Origin of the sequence: Streptomyces sp. NRRL B-24085 (assembly GCF_001282115.1) — a bacterium.
Lineage (GTDB): Bacteria > Actinomycetota > Actinomycetes > Streptomycetales > Streptomycetaceae > Streptomyces.
Window position 1 is genome coordinate 1 of the sequence record NZ_LJBR01000156.1, and the last position, 18567, is coordinate 18567.

15 protein-coding genes, 3 tRNA genes and 1 pseudogene are annotated in these 18567 nt (G+C 69.4%); 10 read left to right on the forward strand and 9 right to left on the reverse strand.

The window, feature by feature from the left end; all coding sequences use genetic code 11:
- The 3 genes from hrpA to AOJ26_RS18725 form a co-directional block, all read left to right on the forward strand.
- Positions 1 to 3949, forward strand: a 3949-nt coding sequence (gene hrpA, locus AOJ26_RS18715) for an ATP-dependent RNA helicase HrpA (RefSeq protein ID WP_053849463.1), incomplete at its 5' end; no start/stop codon positions are given.
- A 94-nt stretch (positions 3950 to 4043) separates the two neighbouring features.
- Positions 4044 to 4118: transfer RNA gene (locus tag AOJ26_RS18720), tRNA-Asp, on the forward strand.
- 278 nt (positions 4119 to 4396) lie between these two features.
- Positions 4397 to 4588, forward strand: a complete 192-nt coding sequence (locus AOJ26_RS18725; protein WP_053849464.1) for a DUF6274 family protein — start codon at positions 4397 to 4399, stop codon at positions 4586 to 4588.
- Positions 4589 to 4978: 390 nt separating this feature from the next.
- On the opposite strand, the gene bldC is transcribed toward AOJ26_RS18725, so the two are convergent.
- On the reverse strand, positions 4979 to 5185 hold the full coding sequence (gene bldC, locus AOJ26_RS18730) for a developmental transcriptional regulator BldC (protein ID WP_003949541.1): 207 nt from the start codon (positions 5183 to 5185) through the stop codon (positions 4979 to 4981).
- Positions 5186 to 5699: 514 nt separating this feature from the next.
- The gene (locus AOJ26_RS18735; protein ID WP_053849465.1) at positions 5700 to 6542 is read right to left on the reverse strand and encodes a hypothetical protein; all 843 of its coding nucleotides are present in this window, start codon (positions 6540 to 6542) and stop codon (positions 5700 to 5702) included.
- 222 nt (positions 6543 to 6764) lie between these two features.
- Between AOJ26_RS18735 and AOJ26_RS18740 the strand changes: the two genes are divergently transcribed.
- Positions 6765 to 7868 carry a Leu/Phe/Val dehydrogenase gene (locus AOJ26_RS18740; RefSeq protein WP_053849466.1) on the forward strand — a complete coding sequence of 368 codons (1104 nt, stop codon included), beginning with the start codon at positions 6765 to 6767 and terminating at the stop codon, positions 7866 to 7868.
- A gap of 281 nt (positions 7869 to 8149) precedes the next feature.
- On the forward strand, positions 8150 to 8398 hold the full coding sequence (locus AOJ26_RS18745) for a DUF3073 domain-containing protein (protein WP_053849467.1): 249 nt from the start codon (positions 8150 to 8152) through the stop codon (positions 8396 to 8398).
- An 89-nt stretch (positions 8399 to 8487) separates the two neighbouring features.
- Here the strand turns inward: AOJ26_RS18745 and purM are convergent, their stop codons facing one another.
- The 7 genes from purM to purS form a co-directional block, all read right to left on the reverse strand.
- Complete coding sequence (gene purM / locus AOJ26_RS18750) at positions 8488 to 9552, reverse strand: phosphoribosylformylglycinamidine cyclo-ligase (protein ID WP_053849468.1); 1065 nt, start codon at positions 9550 to 9552, stop codon at positions 8488 to 8490.
- 45 nt (positions 9553 to 9597) lie between these two features.
- A complete protein-coding gene (purF, locus tag AOJ26_RS18755) occupies positions 9598 to 11124 on the reverse strand; it encodes an amidophosphoribosyltransferase (RefSeq protein ID WP_053849469.1) in 1527 nt (508 codons plus the stop codon).
- A gap of 57 nt (positions 11125 to 11181) precedes the next feature.
- Positions 11182 to 11988: an META domain-containing protein gene (locus tag AOJ26_RS18760; protein ID WP_053849470.1), complete on the reverse strand. Its 807-nt coding sequence runs from the start codon at positions 11986 to 11988 to the stop codon at positions 11182 to 11184.
- 31 nt (positions 11989 to 12019) lie between these two features.
- Positions 12020 to 12814, reverse strand: coding sequence for a maleylpyruvate isomerase family mycothiol-dependent enzyme (locus AOJ26_RS18765; protein ID WP_053849471.1), 795 nt, complete (start codon positions 12812 to 12814; stop codon positions 12020 to 12022).
- A 123-nt stretch (positions 12815 to 12937) separates the two neighbouring features.
- Positions 12938 to 15196 (reverse strand): phosphoribosylformylglycinamidine synthase subunit PurL, encoded by a 2259-nt coding sequence (purL, locus tag AOJ26_RS18770; protein ID WP_053849472.1) that lies wholly within the window; start codon positions 15194 to 15196, stop codon positions 12938 to 12940.
- Entirely contained in the window at positions 15193 to 15873 is a 681-nt protein-coding gene (gene purQ / locus AOJ26_RS18775) for a phosphoribosylformylglycinamidine synthase subunit PurQ (RefSeq protein WP_053849473.1), read from the reverse strand. Before purQ ends, purL begins: the two co-directional genes overlap by 4 nt.
- Positions 15870 to 16133, reverse strand: coding sequence for a phosphoribosylformylglycinamidine synthase subunit PurS (purS, locus tag AOJ26_RS18780; RefSeq protein WP_003999970.1), 264 nt, complete (start codon positions 16131 to 16133; stop codon positions 15870 to 15872). The genes purQ and purS overlap by 4 nt, the downstream gene beginning before the upstream one ends.
- Positions 16134 to 16402: 269 nt before the next feature.
- On the opposite strand from purS, the gene AOJ26_RS18785 reads away from it, so the two are divergent.
- The 5 genes and pseudogenes from AOJ26_RS18785 to AOJ26_RS18805 form a co-directional block, all read left to right on the forward strand.
- Positions 16403 to 16720 carry a histone-like nucleoid-structuring protein Lsr2 gene (locus AOJ26_RS18785; RefSeq protein ID WP_053849474.1) on the forward strand — a complete coding sequence of 106 codons (318 nt, stop codon included), beginning with the start codon at positions 16403 to 16405 and terminating at the stop codon, positions 16718 to 16720.
- Between the two features lie 125 nt (positions 16721 to 16845).
- Positions 16846 to 16917, forward strand: a tRNA-Gly gene (locus AOJ26_RS18790).
- 79 nt (positions 16918 to 16996) lie between these two features.
- Positions 16997 to 17069, forward strand: a tRNA-Gly gene (locus tag AOJ26_RS18795).
- A 127-nt stretch (positions 17070 to 17196) separates the two neighbouring features.
- Positions 17197 to 18135: an ABC transporter ATP-binding protein gene (locus AOJ26_RS18800; RefSeq protein WP_053849475.1), complete on the forward strand. Its 939-nt coding sequence runs from the start codon at positions 17197 to 17199 to the stop codon at positions 18133 to 18135.
- Positions 18132 to 18567 (forward strand): annotated as a pseudogene (locus tag AOJ26_RS18805) (ABC transporter permease); the annotation flags it as partial. The gene AOJ26_RS18800 and the pseudogene AOJ26_RS18805, both read left to right, overlap by 4 nt.

Consider the following 18567-nt stretch of genomic DNA (forward strand, 5'->3'; position numbering starts at 1 on the left):
GCGCACCCATCCGCTCCTCGCCCCGGCCTTCGGGGACCTCGCCGCCCGCCTGACCGAGCTGTCCCTGCGCGATGCGCACCGGCTCGGGCGCAGGCTCGAAGGCGCGCGCAAGATCCGCAAGCCGGAGGCCCGGGCCGCCGTGCTGACCGAGATCGAGACGGAGATCGGCCGGGGCGAGGAGCGGATGGGTGCGCGCCGGGCGCGGGTGCCCGCCGTGTCGTATCCCGAGCAGCTCCCGGTCAGCCAGAAGAAGGACGAGATCGCGGCCGCCATCCGCGATCACCAGGTCGTGATCGTCGCCGGTGAGACCGGCTCCGGCAAGACCACCCAGATCCCGAAGATCTGCCTGGAGCTCGGCCGGGGCGTCAAGGGCATGATCGGGCACACCCAGCCCCGCCGGATCGCCGCCCGTACCGTCGCCGAGCGGGTCGCCGAGGAGCTGGACACCCCGCTGGGCGAGGCCGTCGGCTGGAAGGTGCGCTTCACCGACCAGGTGAACCCGGACGCGACCTTCGTGAAGCTGATGACGGACGGCATCCTGCTCGCCGAGATCCAGACCGACCGCGAGCTGCGCGCCTACGACACGATCATCATCGACGAGGCCCACGAGCGGTCCCTCAACATCGACTTCCTGCTCGGGTACCTGGCCCAGCTGCTGCCGAAGCGTCCCGACCTCAAGGTCGTCATCACCTCGGCCACCATCGACCCCGAGCGCTTCTCCCGGCACTTCGGGGACGCCCCGATCGTCGAGGTCAGCGGCCGCACCTATCCGGTGGAGGTCCGCTACCGGCCGCTCCTCGAAGAGGACTCGGACGACTCCGACCGCGACCAGATCACCGCGATCTGCGACGCCGTCGAGGAGCTCCAGGGCGAGGGCAAGGGCGACATCCTCGTCTTCCTCTCCGGCGAGCGGGAGATCCGCGACACCGCGGACGCGCTGGTGAAGAAGAACTACCGCTTCACCGAGGTCCTGCCGCTGTACGCCCGGCTCTCGCACGCCGAGCAGCACCGCGTCTTCCAGCCGCACACCGGGCGCAGGATCGTTCTGGCGACCAACGTCGCCGAGACCTCTCTGACCGTCCCCGGCATCAAGTACGTCATCGACCCCGGGTTCGCCCGCATCTCTCGCTACAGCCACCGCACCAAGGTGCAGCGGCTGCCCATCGAGCCGGTCTCGCAGGCCAGCGCAAACCAACGCAAGGGCCGCTGCGGCCGTACCTCCGACGGCATCTGCATCCGGCTGTACAGCGAGGAGGACTTCAACGCCCGCCCGGAGTTCACGGACGCCGAGATCCTGCGGACGAACCTCGCCTCCGTCATCCTCCAGATGACCGCGGCCGGCCTCGGCGACATCGAGAAGTTCCCCTTCATCGACCCGCCGGACCACCGCAACATCCGTGACGGCGTCCAACTCCTCCAGGAACTGGGCGCGTTGGACCCGGCCCAGAAGGACGTACGCAAGCGGCTCACGGACACCGGCCGCAAGCTCGCCCAGCTGCCCGTCGACCCGCGCCTCGCGCGCATGGTCCTGGAGGCCGACAAGAACGGCTGTGTCCGCGAGGTCATGGTCATAGCCGCCGCGCTCTCCATCCAGGACCCGCGCGAGCGCCCGGCCGACAAGCAGACCCAGGCCGACCAGCAGCACGCCCGCTTCAAGGACGAGACCAGCGACTTCCTCGCCTACCTCAACCTGTGGCGGTACGTCCGCGAGCAGCAGAAGGAACGCGGCTCGTCGTCCTTCCGCCGGATGTGCAAGCAGGAGTACCTCAACTTCCTGCGCATCCGCGAATGGCAGGACATCTACACGCAGTTGCGGACCGTCGCCAAGCAGATGGGCATCCACCTCAACGAGGACGACGCGCCCGACCAGTCCGTCCACGTCTCCCTCCTCGCCGGTCTGCTCTCGCACATCGGCATGAAGGACGTGAAGGACGGCAACAAGAACGAGTACCTGGGCGCCCGCAACGCCAAGTTCGCGATCTTCCCGGGCTCGGCCCTCTTCAAGAAGCAGCCGCGGTTCGTCATGTCGGCGGAGCTCGTGGAGACCTCGCGCCTGTGGGCCCGCGTCAACGCGAAGATCGAGCCGGAGTGGGTCGAGCCGCTCGCGGAACATCTGCTGAAGCGGACGTACTCCGAACCCCACTGGGAGAAGGACCATGCCGCGGTCATGGCGTACGAGAAGGTCACGCTGTACGGCGTGCCGATCGTCGCCCAGCGGAAGGTCAACTACGGCCGTATCGACCCCGAGTCGAGCCGCGAGCTTTTCATCCGCAACGCGCTCGTCGAGGGGGACTGGCGCACCCACCACAAGTTCTTCGCCGACAACCGCAAGCTGCTGAGCGAGGTAGAGGAGCTCGAACACCGCGCCCGGCGCCGGGACATCGTGGTCGACGACGACACGCTCTTCGACTTCTACGACCAACGGGTGCCCGAACACGTGGTGTCCGGTGCCCACTTCGACTCGTGGTGGAAGCGGAAGCGGCACGAGGAGCCGGAGTTCCTGGACTTCGAGCGGGAGATGCTCATCCGGGAGTCGGCGGAGGCGGTCACCAAGGCCGACTACCCCGACTCGTGGCGCCAGGGGCCGCTGAAGTTCCGGGTGACCTACCAGTTCGAGCCGGGCGCGGACGCGGACGGTGTGACGGTCCACATCCCGCTCCAGGTCCTGAACCAGGTGAAGGACGAGGGTTTCGACTGGCAGATCCCGGGCCTGCGCGAGGAGTTGGTGACGGAGCTGATCCGTTCCCTGCCCAAGCCGATCCGCCGCAACTACGTGCCGGCCCCGAACTTCGCGAAGCGGTTCCTGGACACGGCCGTCCCCTTGCAGGAGCCGTTGACGACGACCATGGCCCGCGAGCTCAAGCGCATGGTCGGGGTCCCCTTCGAGGCCGACGACTTCGACTGGTCGAGAATCCCGGAGCACCTGCGGATCACCTTCCGGATCGTCGACGAGCGGCGCCGCAAGCTGGCCGAGGACAAGGACCTAGAGGCGCTGCGCCTGAAACTGCGGCCGAAGGCGCGCCAGGCGCTCTCGCAGGCGGCGGCAGCGACCGCGTCCCGCGAGGGCGGCGAGTCCCTGGAGCGCAAGGGCCTGACGGACTGGACGATCGGCACCCTCACGCGCGTCTTCGAGACCCGTCGCGCGGGCCAGCCGGTGAAGGCGTACCCGGCGCTGGTCGACGACGGCGACACCGTCTCCGTCCGCCTCTTCGACACCGAGGCCGAGCAGGCCGAGGCGATGTGGAAGGGCACGCGACGGCTGATCGTGCGCAACATCCCGGTGAGCCCGGCGAAGTTCGCATCCGAGAAGCTGACCAACCCCCAGAAGCTGGCCCTGTCGGCGAACCCGCACGGCTCGATCCAGGCGCTGTTCGACGACTGCGCGACGGCGGCCGCGGACAAGCTGATCGGGGACTTCGGTGGACCGGCGTGGGACGAGGAGTCGTACCGGAAGCTGTACGAGAAGGTGCGCGCCGAGATCGTCGACACCACGGTCCGTACGGTCGGGCAGGTGCAGCAGGTGCTCGCCGCCTGGCAGGCCTGTGAACGGCGCCTGAAGGCCGTACGGAGCCCGGCGCTGCTGGCGAACCTGGCGGACGTACGGGCGCAGTTGGACGCGCTGGTGAAGCCTGGGTTCGTGACGGCGACGGGCCTGCGCCGCCTCCCGGACCTCATGCGCTACCTGGTCGCGGCGGACCGCCGGATCCAGCAGATGCCGACGAACGTCCAGCGGGACACGACCCGCATGGAGAAGGTCCACGAGATGCAGGACGAGTACGCCTGGCTCCTGGAACAGCTCCCGCGGGGCCGGCCCGTGCCCCAGCAGGTCCTGGACGTCCGCTGGATGATCGAGGAGCTCAGGGTCAGCTATTTCGCCCACGCGCTGGGCACGGCGTACCCCATCTCCGACAAGCGGATCGTGAAGGCGATCGACACCCTGGCCCCGTGACGACCCCTGCACGGAGGGTGAGTTCGACCAGGACGTCCCTGCTCCTGTACAGTCCTTCTCGCAGCGCAACGCAGCAATAAGCGCCGCGAAACCTGGTCCTGTGGAGCAGTTTGGAGTGCTCGCCACCCTGTCAAGGTGGAGGCCGCGGGTTCAAATCCCGTCAGGACCGCATAGAAGAGAAGGCCCGCATCCCGGCAACGGGACGCGGGCCTTCTTCGTGCTGTCGCGGCCAGGGGGTCCGTCAGTGGTGCGCCTGCCAGGTAGTGCGCCCCCGCGCCCTCAGGTGTCACCCGGCGCATCCAAGGGGCCCACGTGGCGTGTGAGGCGTGACGGGTGGTCAGGCGGGGTGTGGGGGCTCCGCGGGGCCTCACGCCGTCTTGACGGCGTCTCGAAGCACCGGTACCCAGAAACCAGGCCCCCGTTCCCGACGGAGCCCGGAGGTGGCGTATGGCGGCATCGGTCAGGCACGAGACGCGGGCGTTGCTCCGCGCGCATCTGTCGGCCGCGTCGTCGTATCGGCATGTGACCCGCCACTGCCCGATCTGCCACCGCCTGTTGCGGCTGGCGATGGACTCCGCCCCGGCGGCCGACGCTCCCCCGGAGGAGACCGTGGAGGACGAGACCCCATCTCCGGCCTGACGCCCTCTAGCGCACCGGGCGCGACGGTAACAAGGACTCTGGCATGTGACGGGAGTCACCGCATGAGTTTTTGAAACCGTGAAACTTACCCCTCTCCTACAACAGGTCAATTTAATATGTGCAATTGCACCTCTGACAGCACGTCGGTCAGAGGCTGCCTCACAGGAGATCCGACACCCCTCCCCAGACTCCGACAAGCCCGCTCACAGGGCCACCGGCCGCCCACGGTCCGCGCACAAAAAAGATCGCGCTGGACTCGGCGGAGTCCAGCGCGATCGACGACGAGGTTGAGAATGGGCCCTGTTGGGGCAGGACCCGCGTCGCTTGGAGCCAGGGTTCGGGCGTCGCGGTCGACTGGGGGGCCGACCGGTGTGCCCGGTTATTCAGTTGTCAGGCCTCGCTGCGCTGCTGCGGGATGCCCGCGAGCAGAGCGCGGACCTCAGCCTCGCGGTAACGGCGGTGCCCGCCGAGCGTGCGGATCGACGTGAGCTTGCCGGCCTTCGCCCACCGCGTGACCGTCTTCGGGTCCACGCGGAACATCGTGGCGACCTCAGCCGGGGTCAGCAGCGGCTCGGCATCAGGGGTGCGAGCGGTCATGAGCGGCCTCCTCGGGAGAACCGAACCTTCTCGGTTCTTTCCTCTAAATTCTGCACCTTGACCCGCGTTGCCCGAAATGGCGGATGCGGGTCGAGTCGGTTATAGGACGAACGGCTTGTCCTCGGCACTACAACTACACCATCTGTCCAGCCGCGTCGGCCAAACCGATGGAATTGCCCCCCAGGTGTTCATCGGCGACGGAAGCCGATGGACCATGCCATAGCGGACAGTCACGCCACTGTGACGATCAGTCACAGGGCGATCAGGAGTCACCAGACCCCCCAAAGCGGAACCTCCCCCGGGCCCCTTGTCCTATTTTGGCATGAGGAGGGGCAAGAGATGCAAGAGCCGGGTACGTGCGGTCCGTCACGCTTGACACTCCGTGAGGCGTACGCCCGGATCGGAACCTACGTCCCTTATCGGTGAGACATCAGGGGATGGTGAACACCTTGAGCGAGGACGAAACCCCAAAACGGGCGTCAGGTCAAACGCCTGTTCGTGACATGGCGCACACTCAGTTCGCCGAACGACGGTCCCTGACGGCCCGCCAGCGCTCCACGAGCCGCCCGTAGGCCTCGCCCGCCGCGACCCCGTCACCGTGCCGGAGCGCCTCGATGCCCTCGGCCACGTCGGCCGCCGAGTGGTCGTCCTCCAGCTCGCCCGGCGGCAGCACATGCACCAGACCGCCGTAGTCGAGCTCGACCAGCGAGCGCGGGTGGAACTCCTCCAGCCAGCGCCCGACATCGATCAGGCCGTCGATGAGCGGCCCCTCGTCGACGGCGTCCTTGAGGGCCCTCAGCGCCCGCGCCACGCGCCGCCGGGCCTGCACCATGGGCGTGCGGTAGCGCAGCATCGGCGGGATCTCGCCGGACCCCTTGTCGAACCGCCGCTCCTCGTCGGAGACGAGCACGAACCAGTTCAGCGGCACCTGCCAGGTCGCGGTGCGGATCCAGGGCCGGGCGTCCGGGTTGCGGGCGAGCCAGCGCTCGTAGTCCTGGGCGGTCTGGCGGCGTACGACCTCGGGAAGCACCGCGTCCAGGACCGGCCCCGGCAGCTCCTCGCCGAGCTCCTCCAGTGCCAGCCAGCCGCGCAGCCGGGTCCGCCAGGGGCACACGCACACCACGCCGTCCACCTCGAGCACGAACGCGTCGCTGCTCTCGTGCACCGGCACCGGGACGGGCGGGGTGGGCAGCAGGTCGGCCAGGGAGCGGCGCAGCTCGTCCTGGTACGAGGGCCGGTCCGGGCGGCGGGCGTAGCGGGCCCAGTGGGTGCGCTCGGGCTCGGGGAAGGCGGCCAGCGGTTCGTACACGCGCAGATAGGTCGCGTACGGGACGATCACCGAGGACACCTTGGGCACGCCTGCTCTCTCCCCCGCCGCCTGCCGGGAAAACCTGCGAAACCCGCACACAAACGCGCGGGAAAACTATGCAAATCGTCGCACGCCGGCACCCCCGGGGAGAGTGATCCTGAGCACTGCACGGTCAGGGGCCGCCACAGGCTCTAATCTCGTGCCCACAGGCCCCGCCACCCTTACGGGCGCCTGTGTCCCATCGCCGCATTGGACCCAGGAGTCACCACAGTGACCGACGTAACCGGCGCCCCAGCCGATGTGCTGCACACCCTCTTCCACTCGGACCAGGGCGGTCATGAGCAGGTCGTGCTCTGCCAGGACCGCAGGAGCGGCCTCAAGGCCGTCATCGCCCTCCACTCCACCGCGCTCGGCCCCGCCCTCGGCGGGACGCGCTTCTACCCGTACGCGAGCGAGCAGGAGGCCGTCGCCGACGCGCTGAACCTCGCGCGCGGGATGTCGTACAAGAACGCCATGGCCGGGCTGGACCACGGCGGCGGCAAGGCCGTGATCATCGGCGACCCCGAGCGCGACAAGAGCGAGGAACTGCTCCTCGCGTACGGCCGTTTCGTGGCCTCGCTCGGCGGCCGCTACGTCACCGCCTGCGATGTCGGCACGTACGTCGCCGACATGGACGTCGTCGCCCGGGAGTGCCGCTGGACGACCGGCCGCTCCCCGGAGAACGGCGGCGCCGGCGACTCCTCCGTCCTCACCGCCTTCGGCGTCTACCAGGGCATGCGGGCCAGCGCCGCGCACCTGTGGGGCGACCCCTCGCTCACCGGCCGCAGGGTCGGTGTCGCGGGCGTCGGCAAGGTCGGGCACCACCTGGTCGAGCACCTGCGGGCCGAGGGCGCCGAGGTCCTGGTCACGGACGTGCGCGAGGAGGCCGTGGGCCGGATCCTCGCCGCGCACCCGACGGGCGTCACGGCCGTCGCGGACACCGCCACCCTCATCCGCGCCGAGGGCCTCGACATCTACGCCCCCTGCGCGCTCGGCGGGGCCCTCGACGACGACACCGTGCCCGCGCTGACCGCGCGGATCGTGTGCGGCGCCGCCAACAACCAGCTCGCCCACCCGGGCGTCGAGAAGGACCTCGCCGACCGCGGGATCCTCTACGCGCCGGACTACGTGGTGAACGCCGGCGGGGTCATCCAGGTCGCCGACGAACTGCACGGGTTCGACTTCGAGCGGTGCAAGGCGAAGGCCGCGAAGATCTACGACACCACGCTCGCCATATTCGCACGTGCGAAGGAAGACGGGATTCCGCCGGCCGCCGCGGCCGACCGGATCGCCGAGCAGCGGATGCACGAGGCGGCCGTGAAGAGGGCGCACTGACGTTTGACCGGTACCCGTCGGCGCACACTTAGAGAGAACTCTCACGTTCGTCGGCGGGTCGGCCGCGAAGAAGTGGTTAAAATCGCGGTTGACCAGCGGGGACGGGGCTCCCCGAGGGTCCTGGGGCCGGGCCCGGGGTGCGGGCGACGTACCGTATGGGCGTGGGCTCAGGTACCGTGGAAGCCCTACGGACCGGTCTCTCCGAGGAGAGACCGTTCCAGATCATGAACGCGTGTCAAGACTCTGGGGCCACCGAGCCCCGTATCCGAGGGGGTCGAGCCATGGGGCGCGGCCGGGCAAAGGCCAAGCAGACGAAGGTCGCCCGCCAGCTGAAGTACAGCAGCGGCGGGACTGATCTGTCGCGTCTGGCCAATGAGCTGGGCGCTTCGACTTCGAGCCAGCCGCCGAATGGCGAGCCGTTCGAGGACGACGAGGAAGACGACCCGTACGCCCAGTACGCGGATCTCTACAACGACGACGAGGACGAGGACGACGAGTCCGGTCCTGCGTCTCAACGCCGCGGAGCTTGACGACCTAGCTGTGCGTAACCCGGTCCGGGGTGGTCCACACCACCGGACCGGGTTTTGCGCTGCCTGTCGGCCCCCCGGCGCTGTCGGTCCTAGGCGTAGTCGCCCACGAGCTCGGCGCCCGTGGCGTGCTCGCCGCGGTCCGTGATCTCGCCCGCGACCCAGGCCTCGACCCCGCGGTCGGCCAGGGTGGCCAGGGCGACGTCCGCCGACTCCCCGGGGACGACCGCGATCATGCCGACGCCCATGTTCAGGGTCTTCTCCAGCTCCAGGCGCTCGACCTGACCCGTCTTCCCGACGAGGTCGAAGATCGGCGCCGGGGTCCAGGTGGTGCGGTCCACGACGGCGTGCAGGCCGTCCGGGATGACCCGGGCCAGGTTGGCCGCCAGACCGCCGCCGGTGACGTGCGAGAAGGCGTGCACCTCGGCCGTGCGGATCAGGGCCAGGCAGTCCAGCGAGTAGATCTTGGTGGGCTCCAGGAGCTCCTCGCCGAGGGTGCGGCCCAGCTCGTTGATCCGGGCGTCCAGGGCGAGGCCCGCCTCGTTCAGGAGTACGTGCCGCACGAGCGAGTACCCGTTCGAGTGAAGACCCGAGGCCGCCATGGCGATGACCGCGTCACCCTTACGGATGCGATCCGCGCCGAGCAGCCGGTCGGCCTCCACGACGCCCGTACCGGCGCCGGCGACGTCGAAGTCGTCCTGGCCAAGTAGACCGGGGTGCTCGGCCGTCTCACCGCCCACCAGGGCGCAGCCCGCGAGCACACAGCCCTCGGCGATGCCCTTGACGATCGCGGCGACCCGCTCGGGGTGGACCTTGCCGACGCAGATGTAGTCGGTCATGAACAGCGGCTCGGCGCCGCACACCACGATGTCGTCCATGACCATCGCGACCAGGTCGTGGCCGATCGTGTCGTAGACGCCCAACTGGCGCGCGATGTCGACCTTGGTGCCCACGCCGTCGGTGGCGGAGGCGAGCAGGGGACGCTCGTAGCGCTTGAGGGCGGAGGCGTCGAAGAGGCCGGCGAAACCGCCGAGGCCGCCGAGGACCTCGGGGCGCTGGGTCTTCTTCACCCACTCCTTCATGAGTTCTACGGCGCGGTCGCCCGCCTCGATGTCGACGCCCGCGGCTGCGTAGCTGGCACCAGTTGTCTCAGACATGGCAGTAGAGAACTTTCGTGTCGTACGGCAGGTATGGCGGGCTGCCTACGGGCGACGGATCGCGTCGGCGGCGGCCGTGGCGGCGGGCCCGGCGGCCAGCTCGGTCTCCAGGAGCTGCTTGCCGAGCAGCTCGGGGTCCGGGAGCTCCATCGGGTACTCGCCGTCGAAGCAGGCGCGGCAGAGGTTCGGCTTGGCGATGGTGGTCGCCTCGATCATGCCGTCGATGGAGATGTAGGCGAGGGAGTCGGCGCCAAGGCTGGTGCCGATCTCGTCGATCGTCATGCCGTTGGCGATGAGCTCCGCGCGCGTGGCGAAGTCGATGCCGAAGAAGCAGGGCCACTTCACGGGGGGCGAGGAGATCCGGATGTGGACCTCGGCGGCGCCCGCCTCGCGGAGCATGCGGACCAGGGCGCGCTGGGTGTTGCCGCGCACGATCGAGTCGTCGACGACGACCAGCCGCTTGCCCTTGATGACTTCCTTGAGCGGGTTCAGCTTCAGGCGGATGCCGAGCTGGCGAATGGTCTGCGAGGGCTGGATGAACGTACGGCCGACATAGGCGTTCTTCACCAGGCCCGCGCCGAAGGGGATGCCGGACGCCTCGGCGTAGCCGATGGCCGCCGGGGTGCCGGACTCCGGGGTCGCTATGACGAGGTCGGCCTCGACGGGCGCTTCCTTGGCGAGCTTGCGGCCCATCTCCACGCGGGAGAGGTAGACGTTCCGGCCGGCGATGTCGGTGTCGGGGCGCGCCAGATAGACGTACTCGAAGACACAGCCCTTGGGCTTCGCTTCCGCGAACCGGGAGGTGCGCAGGCCGTTCTCGTCGATGGCGACGAACTCGCCCGGCTCGATCTCGCGGACGTAGCTGGCGCCGCAGATGTCGAGGGCGGCGGACTCGGAGGCGACGACCCAGCCGCGCTCCAGGCGGCCGAGGACCAGCGGGCGGATGCCCTGCGGGTCGCGGGCGGCGTAGAGGGTGTGCTCGTCCATGAAGACGAGCGAGAACGCGCCGCGCACCTTCGGGAGGACGGAGTGGGCCGCCTCCTCGATGGTCAGGGGCTTGCCGTCCTCGTCGACCTGGGCCGCGAGGAGCGCGGTGAGCAGGTCGGTGTCGTTGGTAGCGGCCACCCGGGGGCTGCGCCCCTCCTGCTTGGGCAGGTCGGCGACCATCTCGGCGAGCTGGGCCGTGTTGACCAGGTTGCCGTTGTGGCCGAGCGCGATGGAACCGTGCGCGGTGGCGCGGAACGTCGGCTGGGCGTTCTCCCACACGGAGGCGCCGGTGGTCGAGTAGCGGGCGTGACCGACCGCGATGTGACCCTGGAGCGAACCGAGAGAGGTCTCGTCGAAGACCTGGGACACGAGGCCCATGTCCTTGAAGACGAGGATCTGGGAGCCGTTGCTGACCGCGATTCCCGCGGATTCCTGGCCCCGATGCTGGAGGGCGTAGAGCCCGAAGTACGTGAGCTTGGCGACCTCTTCGCCCGGAGCCCAGACACCGAAGACGCCACAAGCGTCCTGGGGGCCCTTCTCGCCGGGGAGCAGGTCGTGGTTGAGTCGTCCGTCACCACGTGGCACGGCTCCGAGTGTAGGCGAGATCGACCACTGGTCCGAATTCGTGGAGAGTGGGCTTTCTTACTCCGCCCGGGCCGTAACGCTCCTGCCGGGGGCCTTGGTGATCTTCAGGGAATCGTGTTCCTGCTGGTAGGAGACCTTTCCGGAGAGGATTCCGGCGAGTTCGCGCTCGGTCTTCATCACCGGGCCCGCACACATCATGCGTGTGGTCGCCAGACGTCCGAACTCGATGGTGCCGTCCTTGACGGTGGCCCTGCCGTGGAAGGTGTTGCAGCCGAGGCTGCCGGTGACGGTGTCGTCCTTGGTGAGGGTGAGGTAGGCGTTCTCGCCGAGGAACCAGCGGGTGCCCTTCAGAGCGAGGGGCTCCTTCTCGCGGAAGGTGATGCTGTCGCCGCCGGGGCTGGTCAGGGTCAGGGCGCTGACCCCGTTCCGCTCCGTGACCCTGGCCTTGTGGGTGCCCTGGAAGACGGCGACGAACTGTTCCTCGAACTCCCCGAGCGGGTCGGGGCAGCCGATCAGCGTCCGGACCAGGTCGGTGATCCGCACGGTGTCGCCGTCGATCTCGGCGTCGGAGCCGATGCTGTTGCAGCCGACCGAGCCGCCGGACTCGCCGCCGTCCTCACGGGAGGCGTCGGCGTCGGGCCTGAAGACGATGCGGGCGTCCTGGACGGTCTCGGCGTCCTTCGGCAGGACGTAGTCCTTGCCGTCCACGGTCACCTTCTGCGGCAGCCAGTCGATGCCCGTGATGTCGGCGGCCCTCTTGACCGAGTCGCCTCCGGCGCCGGATTCCGTGCCGCAGGCGGCCAGCAGCGTGGTGCCTACGGCGGCCAGGGTGGCGGCGCATTTCACACGTGTCGTCCGCTTCATGCCCCTTGGACGCACGAGGGGCGTGAAGGGTTCACTTCATCAGGGGCAGCAGCCCGCCCAGGTCCGCCCGTTCCCCGCTCGCGCTGACCTTGGCCGTGTCGAGCGCGTCCTTCCAGGTCAGCCGCCCGGTGGCGAGCCGGATCCAGGTCAGGGGATCGGTCTCGACGACGTTCGGCGGGGTGCCCCGGGTGTGCTTCGGCCCCTCGACGCACTGCACGACGGCGAACGGCGGGATCCGCACCTCGGTGGAACCGCCGGGCGCCTTGGAGGCGAGGGCGTCGGCGAGGAGACGGGTGCAGGCGGCGAGCGCCTGGCGGTCGTAGGGGATCTCGAGACCGGGAACGGCGGCGTTCAGGTCGTCGGTGTGGACGACGAGCTCGACGGTCCGGGTGACCAGGTAGTCGGACAGGGTCATGGCCCCGGTGCGGGCAGCCAGGACGCGGGAGCCGGGGGCGGTCAGCGCCGCGAGGAACCGCTCCTCGGTACGGGCGTACAGCGCGTCGAGGTCCGGGTGGGCGGCGGCCAGGTCCCGGGTGCCGTCGGCGATGTCACCGGCACGGGCGGCGGTGGCGAAGGGCCAGTCCAGCAGCGTGAGTTCGGGGGCCGGCGGTTCGTCGCGGGCGAGGTTCCGGCTGACCGTCTCCACGGCCATGGTGAGGTGCGCGGCCAGGTCCCGTACGGTCCAGTCCCCCAGCCGGGTCCCCAGGGCGAGCTGCTCGGGGGTGAGGGTGCCCACGGCCTCCCGTACGTGTCCGAACTGGTTCCTGAGAGCCGCGCGGATCTTGACGGAGTCGTACGCGCGGGCGCGCTTCTTGGCCGGAGGCATGGCCGTGAGCCTAGTCGGCGCGACAGGCGGAGGCGGCGGGCGTGGTGGCCGGCGGGGACGACACGACGAAGGCCCCGCCCGGCGCGACGGCGGGCGGGGCCTTCGGAGTCGTACGGCTGCCGGCTACTTCAGCAGGGCCGGGATCGTCTCCTCGTGAGCCGTCCGCAGCTCCTCCAGGGACAGCTCGAACTCGCCCTGGAGCTCGACCGAGTCGCCGTCGACGACACCGATGCGGGTGACGGGCAGGCCCCGCGCGCCGCACATGTCGTTGAAGCGGACCTCCTCGGAGCGGGGGACGGCCACGATCGCGCGGCCGGCCGACTCCGAGAACAGCAGGGTGAACGCGTCCAGACCGTCCGGGACGATCAGCCGGGCGCCCTTGCCGCCGAGCAGGGCCGACTCCACGACCGCCTGGATCAGGCCGCCGTCGGAGAGGTCGTGCGCGGAGTCGATCATGCCGTCGCGGCTGGCGGAGATCAGGATCTCGGCCAGCAGTCGCTCGCGCTCCAGGTCGACCTTGGGCGGCAGACCGCCGAGGTGGTCATGGACGACCTGGGACCAGGCCGAACCGCCGAACTCCTCACGGGTGTCGCCGAGGAGGTACAGCAGCTGGCCCTCCTCCTGGAAGGCGACCGGGGTGCGGCGGGCCACGTCGTCGATCACGCCCAGCACGGCCACGACCGGGGTCGGGTGGATGGCCACCTCGCCGGTCTGGTTGTAGAGGGAGACGTTGCCGCCGGTGACCGGAGTGCCCAACTGCTGGCAGGCGTCGGCGAGTCCGCGGATGGCCTCCGCGAACTGCCACATGACGGCCGGGTCCTCGGGCGAGCCGAAGTTCAGGCAGTCGGAGACGGCGAGCGGCCTGGCGCCGGTGGTGGCGACATTGCGGTACGCCTCCGAGAGCGCCAGCTGGGCGCCCGCGTACGGGTTGAGCTTGGCGTAACGGCCGTTGCCGTCGGTCGCGATGGCGACACCGAGGCCGGTCTCCTCGTCGATGCGGATCATGCCGGAGTCCTCCGGCTGGGCCAGCACCGTGTTGCCCTGCACGAACCGGTCGTACTGCGAGGTGATCCACTTCTTGGAGGCCTGGTTCGGGGAGGACACCAACTTCAGGACCTGGTCCCGCAGTTCCTCGCCCGAGGCGGGCCGGGGGAGCTTGTTCGCGTCGTCCGCCTGGAGCTCGTCCTGCCAGGACGGGCGGGCGTACGGGCGCTCGTAGACCGGGCCGTCGTGCGCGACCGTCCGCGGGTCGACGTCGACGATCTTGCCGCCGTGCCAGTAGATCTCCAGCCGGTCGCCGTCGGTGACCTCACCGATGACGGTGGCGATGACGTCCCACTTGTCGCAGATCTCCAGGAACCGGTCGACCTTCTCCGGCTCCACGACCGCGCACATGCGCTCCTGCGACTCGCTCATGAGGATCTCCTCGGGCGAGAGCGTCGAGTCGCGCAGGGGTACGTCGTCCAGTTCCACGCGCATGCCGCCGGAGCCGTTGGAGGCGAGCTCGGAGGTGGCGCAGGACAGGCCGGCCGCGCCGAGGTCCTGGATGCCGACGACCAGCTTCTCCCTGAAGGCCTCCAGGGTGCACTCGATGAGCAGCTTCTCCTGGAAGGGGTCGCCGACCTGCACCGCGGGACGCTTCGACGGCTTGGCGTCGTCGAAGGTCTCGGAGGCCAGGATCGAGGCGCCGCCGATGCCGTCGCCGCCGGTCCGGGCCCCGTACAGGATGACCTTGTTGCCCGCGCCGGACGCCTTCGCAAGGTGGATGTCCTCGTGCCGCATCACCCCGACGGCACCGGCGTTGACCAGCGGGTTGCCCTGGTAGCAGGCGTCGAAGACGACCTCGCCGCCGATGTTCGGCAGGCCCAGGCAGTTGCCGTAGCCGCCGATTCCGGCGACGACACCCGGCAGGACGCGCTTGGTGTCGGGGTGGTCGGCCGCGCCGAAGCGCAGGGGGTCGACCACCGCCACCGGGCGGGCGCCCATCGCGATGATGTCGCGGACGATGCCGCCCACACCGGTGGCCGCGCCCTGGTAGGGCTCGACGTACGACGGGTGGTTGTGCGACTCGACCTTGAAGGTCACGGCGTAGCCCTGGCCGACGTCCACCACGCCCGCGTTCTCACCGATGCCGACGAGCATCGCGTCGGACTGCGGGGCCTTCTCGCCGAACTGGCGCAGGTGCACCTTCGACGACTTGTACGAGCAGTGCTCGGACCACATGACCGAGTACATGGCGAGCTCGGCACCGGTGGGCCGGCGCCCGAGGATCTCGACGACCCTCTCGTACTCGTCCTTCTTCAGACCGAGTTCGGCCCAGGGCAGCTCGACGTCGGGGGTCGCGGCCGCGTGCTCGACCGTGTCCAGAGGCGTCCGGCTCATGCGTTGACCAGCTTCTTGAGGATCGAGGTGAAGAAGGGGAGGCCGTCGGTGCGGCCGGTGCCGATGAGCGGCTCCACGGCGTGCTCCGGGTGCGGCATCAGGCCCACGACGTTGCCGGCCTCGTTCGTGACGCCGGCGATGTCCCGCTGCGAGCCGTTGGGGTTGAAGTCGAGGTACCGGAAGGCGACCCGGCCCTCGGCCTCCAGCTCGTCGAGCGTGTGCTCGTCGGCGACGTACTGCCCGTCGTTGTTCTTCAGCGGGATGTGGATCTCCTGGCCGGCCGAGTAGTCGGTGGTCCAGGCGGTCCCGGCGTTCTCCACCCGCAGCTTCTGGTCGCGGCAGATGAAGTGCAGGTGGTCGTTGCGCAGCATCGTGCCGGGCAGCAGGTGCGCCTCGGTGAGGATCTGGAAGCCGTTGCAGATGCCGAGGACCGGCAGGCCCGCCTTCGCCTGCTCGATGAGGGGTTCCATCACCGGCGAGAAGCGGGCGATGGCACCGGCGCGCAGGTAGTCGCCGTAGGAGAAGCCTCCGCACAGCACCACGGCGTCGACCTGGTGGAGGTTCTTGTCCTTGTGCCAGAGGGCGACCGGTTCGGCGCCCGCGAGGCGGATCGCGCGCTGGGTGTCCCGGTCGTCGAGGCTGCCGGGGAAAGTGACGACGCCAATACGAGCGGTCACTTCACGGCCTCCGCGACTTCCTCCACCTTGACGGTGAAGTCCTCGATCACGGTGTTGGCGAGGAAGGATTCCGCAAGATCGTGGATGCGGGCGAGCGCGGCCTCGTCGACCGGGCCGTCAACTTCCAGTTCGAATCGCTTTCCCTGACGTACGTCGGAGATGCCTTCGAAACCCAGTCGCGGCAGTGCGCGCTGCACCGCCTGGCCCTGGGGGTCGAGGATCTCCGGCTTGAGCATGACGTCGACTACGACGCGTGCCACTGGCACTCCCGGTGGTGTGGTGCTGAGCAGGTTCCTTCAGACTACCCGCACAAAATTTCTACGCGCGTTGAGTTGTAGGAATCTACGTGACGGCCATCACTGACCGGCGTGGACGCGGCCGGTCGCGAAAATTTCGCGAAAAGATTCCAGATCGACACCCGATACCTATTGCGCTGGGACACGCGGAAGGATTTAGTCGAGCTTCACAATGCATTGTCGGGCACTGTACAAATGAATTGGCAACGTGCCGTACGAAGGGACCGATATTCGTGGCGCAGAAGGTCGTGGTCACTCTCTTTGACGACATCGACGGCTCGGAAGCGGCGGAAACGATCGCCTTCGGGCTCGACGGCAAGTCGTACGAGATCGACCTGAATCAAGCCAATGCCGAGAAACTGCGCAAGGCGCTCGAGCCCTACGTGGAGGCCGGCCGCAAGCGGTCCAGGTCGGGCAAGGCGTACAAGCAGACCGAGGTCGCTCCCGACCCGGCGGCGGTCCGGGCCTGGGCCCAGGCCAACAAGATGGACGTCCCCGCCCGCGGACGCATCCCCAAGAAGGTCTACGAGGCGTTCGCCGAGGCCCAGTAGGAGCCCGTCGGCACCGGGTCATCCGCCCCTCGGGACAACCGACTTGCGTTGCACCCCACCTGGTCAGCTAGAGTCTGGAGCACGCCGAGGGGCGAGGCCAAAAAGGCCCAGCTCACGGAGTACACGCGGGTGTAGTTCAGTAGTAGAACATCCCCCTTCCAGGGGGAAGGCGCAGTGTGCAATTCCTGTCACCCGCTCTGCACCGCCGGTCTGACTCCCTTGAGGATCAGGTAGGCTGGTGCTCGCGCCGATCGGTGAGAGCCGGTCGGATGCAATGCGGACGTAGCTCAGTTGGTAGAGCGCAACCTTGCCAAGGTTGAGGTCGCGAGTTCGAGCCTCGTCGTCCGCTCTCGAGTGAAGACCCCGGTCCCCTGGACCGGGGTTTTTTCTTGCCCTCCGTGCCGACTGACATTTGTCATACGGAGTGGTGACAGCGCGCACTGCTGCCGCCTCCCCTCCGCCGGGACGCTGGCTTCATGAACACCGACGAACACGAACACGTGATTGAGGTCACCGACCTGCGGCGTGTGTACGGGGGCGGGTTCGAGGCCGTACGCGGAATCAGCTTCTCCGTGGCCCGCGGAGAGGTCTTCGCCCTGCTCGGCACCAACGGCGCCGGCAAGACCTCCACCGTCGAACTGCTGGAGGGACTCGCCCGGCCGACCGGCGGACGCATCCGCGTCCTCGGACACGACCCGTACACCGAGCGGGCCGCCGTGCGTCCGCGCACCGGGGTGATGCTCCAGGAGGGCGGCTTCCCCTCCGAGCTGACCGTCGGCGAGACCGCGCGGATGTGGGCCGGCTGCGTCAGCGGGGCCCGGCCGCCGCTGGAGGTGCTGGAGCTCGTCGGGCTCGCCCGGCGGACCGGCGTACGGGTCAAGCAGTTGTCCGGGGGCGAGCGGCGGCGGCTCGACCTGGCGCTGGCCCTGCTCGGGGACCCGGAGGTGCTGTTCCTGGACGAGCCGACGACCGGCCTCGACGCCGAAGGGCGCCGGGACACCTGGGAGTTGGTGCGGGCCCTGCGCGACCGGGGCACGACCGTGCTGCTGACCACGCACTACCTGGAGGAGGCCGAGGACCTCGCCGGGCGGCTGGCGATCCTCCACGAGGGGCGGATCGCGGTCACCGGGACCCCGGCCGAGGTGACGGCCGCCCAGCCGGCGCGGATCTCCTTCGAGCTGCCGGACGGGTACTTCCTGGGAGACCTGCCCGCGCTCGCGGAGCTGGGGGTGTGCGGGCACGAGGTCGACGGGAACACCGTCCGGCTGCGGACGCGGGAGTTGCAGCGGGCGGCCACCGGGCTGCTGGTGTGGGCCGAGCGGGCCGGGGTCGAACTGCGGCGGCTCGATGTGCGGTCCGCCTCGCTGGAGGAGGCGTTCCTGGGGATCGCGGCCCGTGAGGAGGTCTCGGCATGAGCACGGTCACCACCCCCGCGAGCCGGCTGGGCGCCCTGGCCCGCGCCGAGTTCACGCTGCTCGGGCGCAGCAGGGCCACTCTCGTCGCGGCCGTCCTGGTGCCGCTCGCGCTGCCGTTCAGCCTGCGGCCCGTCGTGGACGACATGGACGTCCAGGAGGCCGGGCTGAGTGTCGGCCTGGTGCTCCTGCCGGCCGCGGTCGGCTTCACCCTGTTGTTCGGCGTGTACGGCGCCCTCGTCGGGACCTACACCGCCCGGCGCGAGGAACTGGTGCTGAAGCGGCTGCGCACCGGCGAGCTGAGGGACGCCGAGATCCTGTGCGGGACCGCGCTGCCGATCTCCGCGACCGGGCTCACGCAGTCCCTGGTGCTGGTGGGCGCGAGCGCCGCACTGCTCGACGTGCCCGCCCCCCGCGCCCCCCATCTCGCCGCCC

Excerpts from the sequence above, each read along its gene's own strand:
- AOJ26_RS18725 (WP_053849464.1), top strand. The coding sequence starts at position 4,397 with ATGGCGGCATCGGTCAGGCACGAGACGCGGGCGTTGCTCCGCGCGCAT.
- bldC (WP_003949541.1), bottom strand. The coding sequence starts at position 5,185 with ATGACCGCTCGCACCCCTGATGCCGAGCCGCTGCTGACCCCGGCTGAG.
- AOJ26_RS18745 (WP_053849467.1), top strand. The coding sequence starts at position 8,150 with ATGGGGCGCGGCCGGGCAAAGGCCAAGCAGACGAAGGTCGCCCGCCAG.
- purM (WP_053849468.1), bottom strand. The coding sequence starts at position 9,552 with ATGTCTGAGACAACTGGTGCCAGCTACGCAGCCGCGGGCGTCGACATC.
- AOJ26_RS18760 (WP_053849470.1), bottom strand. The coding sequence starts at position 11,988 with ATGAAGCGGACGACACGTGTGAAATGCGCCGCCACCCTGGCCGCCGTA.
- AOJ26_RS18765 (WP_053849471.1), bottom strand. The coding sequence starts at position 12,814 with ATGCCTCCGGCCAAGAAGCGCGCCCGCGCGTACGACTCCGTCAAGATC.
- purL (WP_053849472.1), bottom strand. The coding sequence starts at position 15,196 with ATGAGCCGGACGCCTCTGGACACGGTCGAGCACGCGGCCGCGACCCCC.
- AOJ26_RS18800 (WP_053849475.1), top strand. The coding sequence starts at position 17,197 with ATGAACACCGACGAACACGAACACGTGATTGAGGTCACCGACCTGCGG.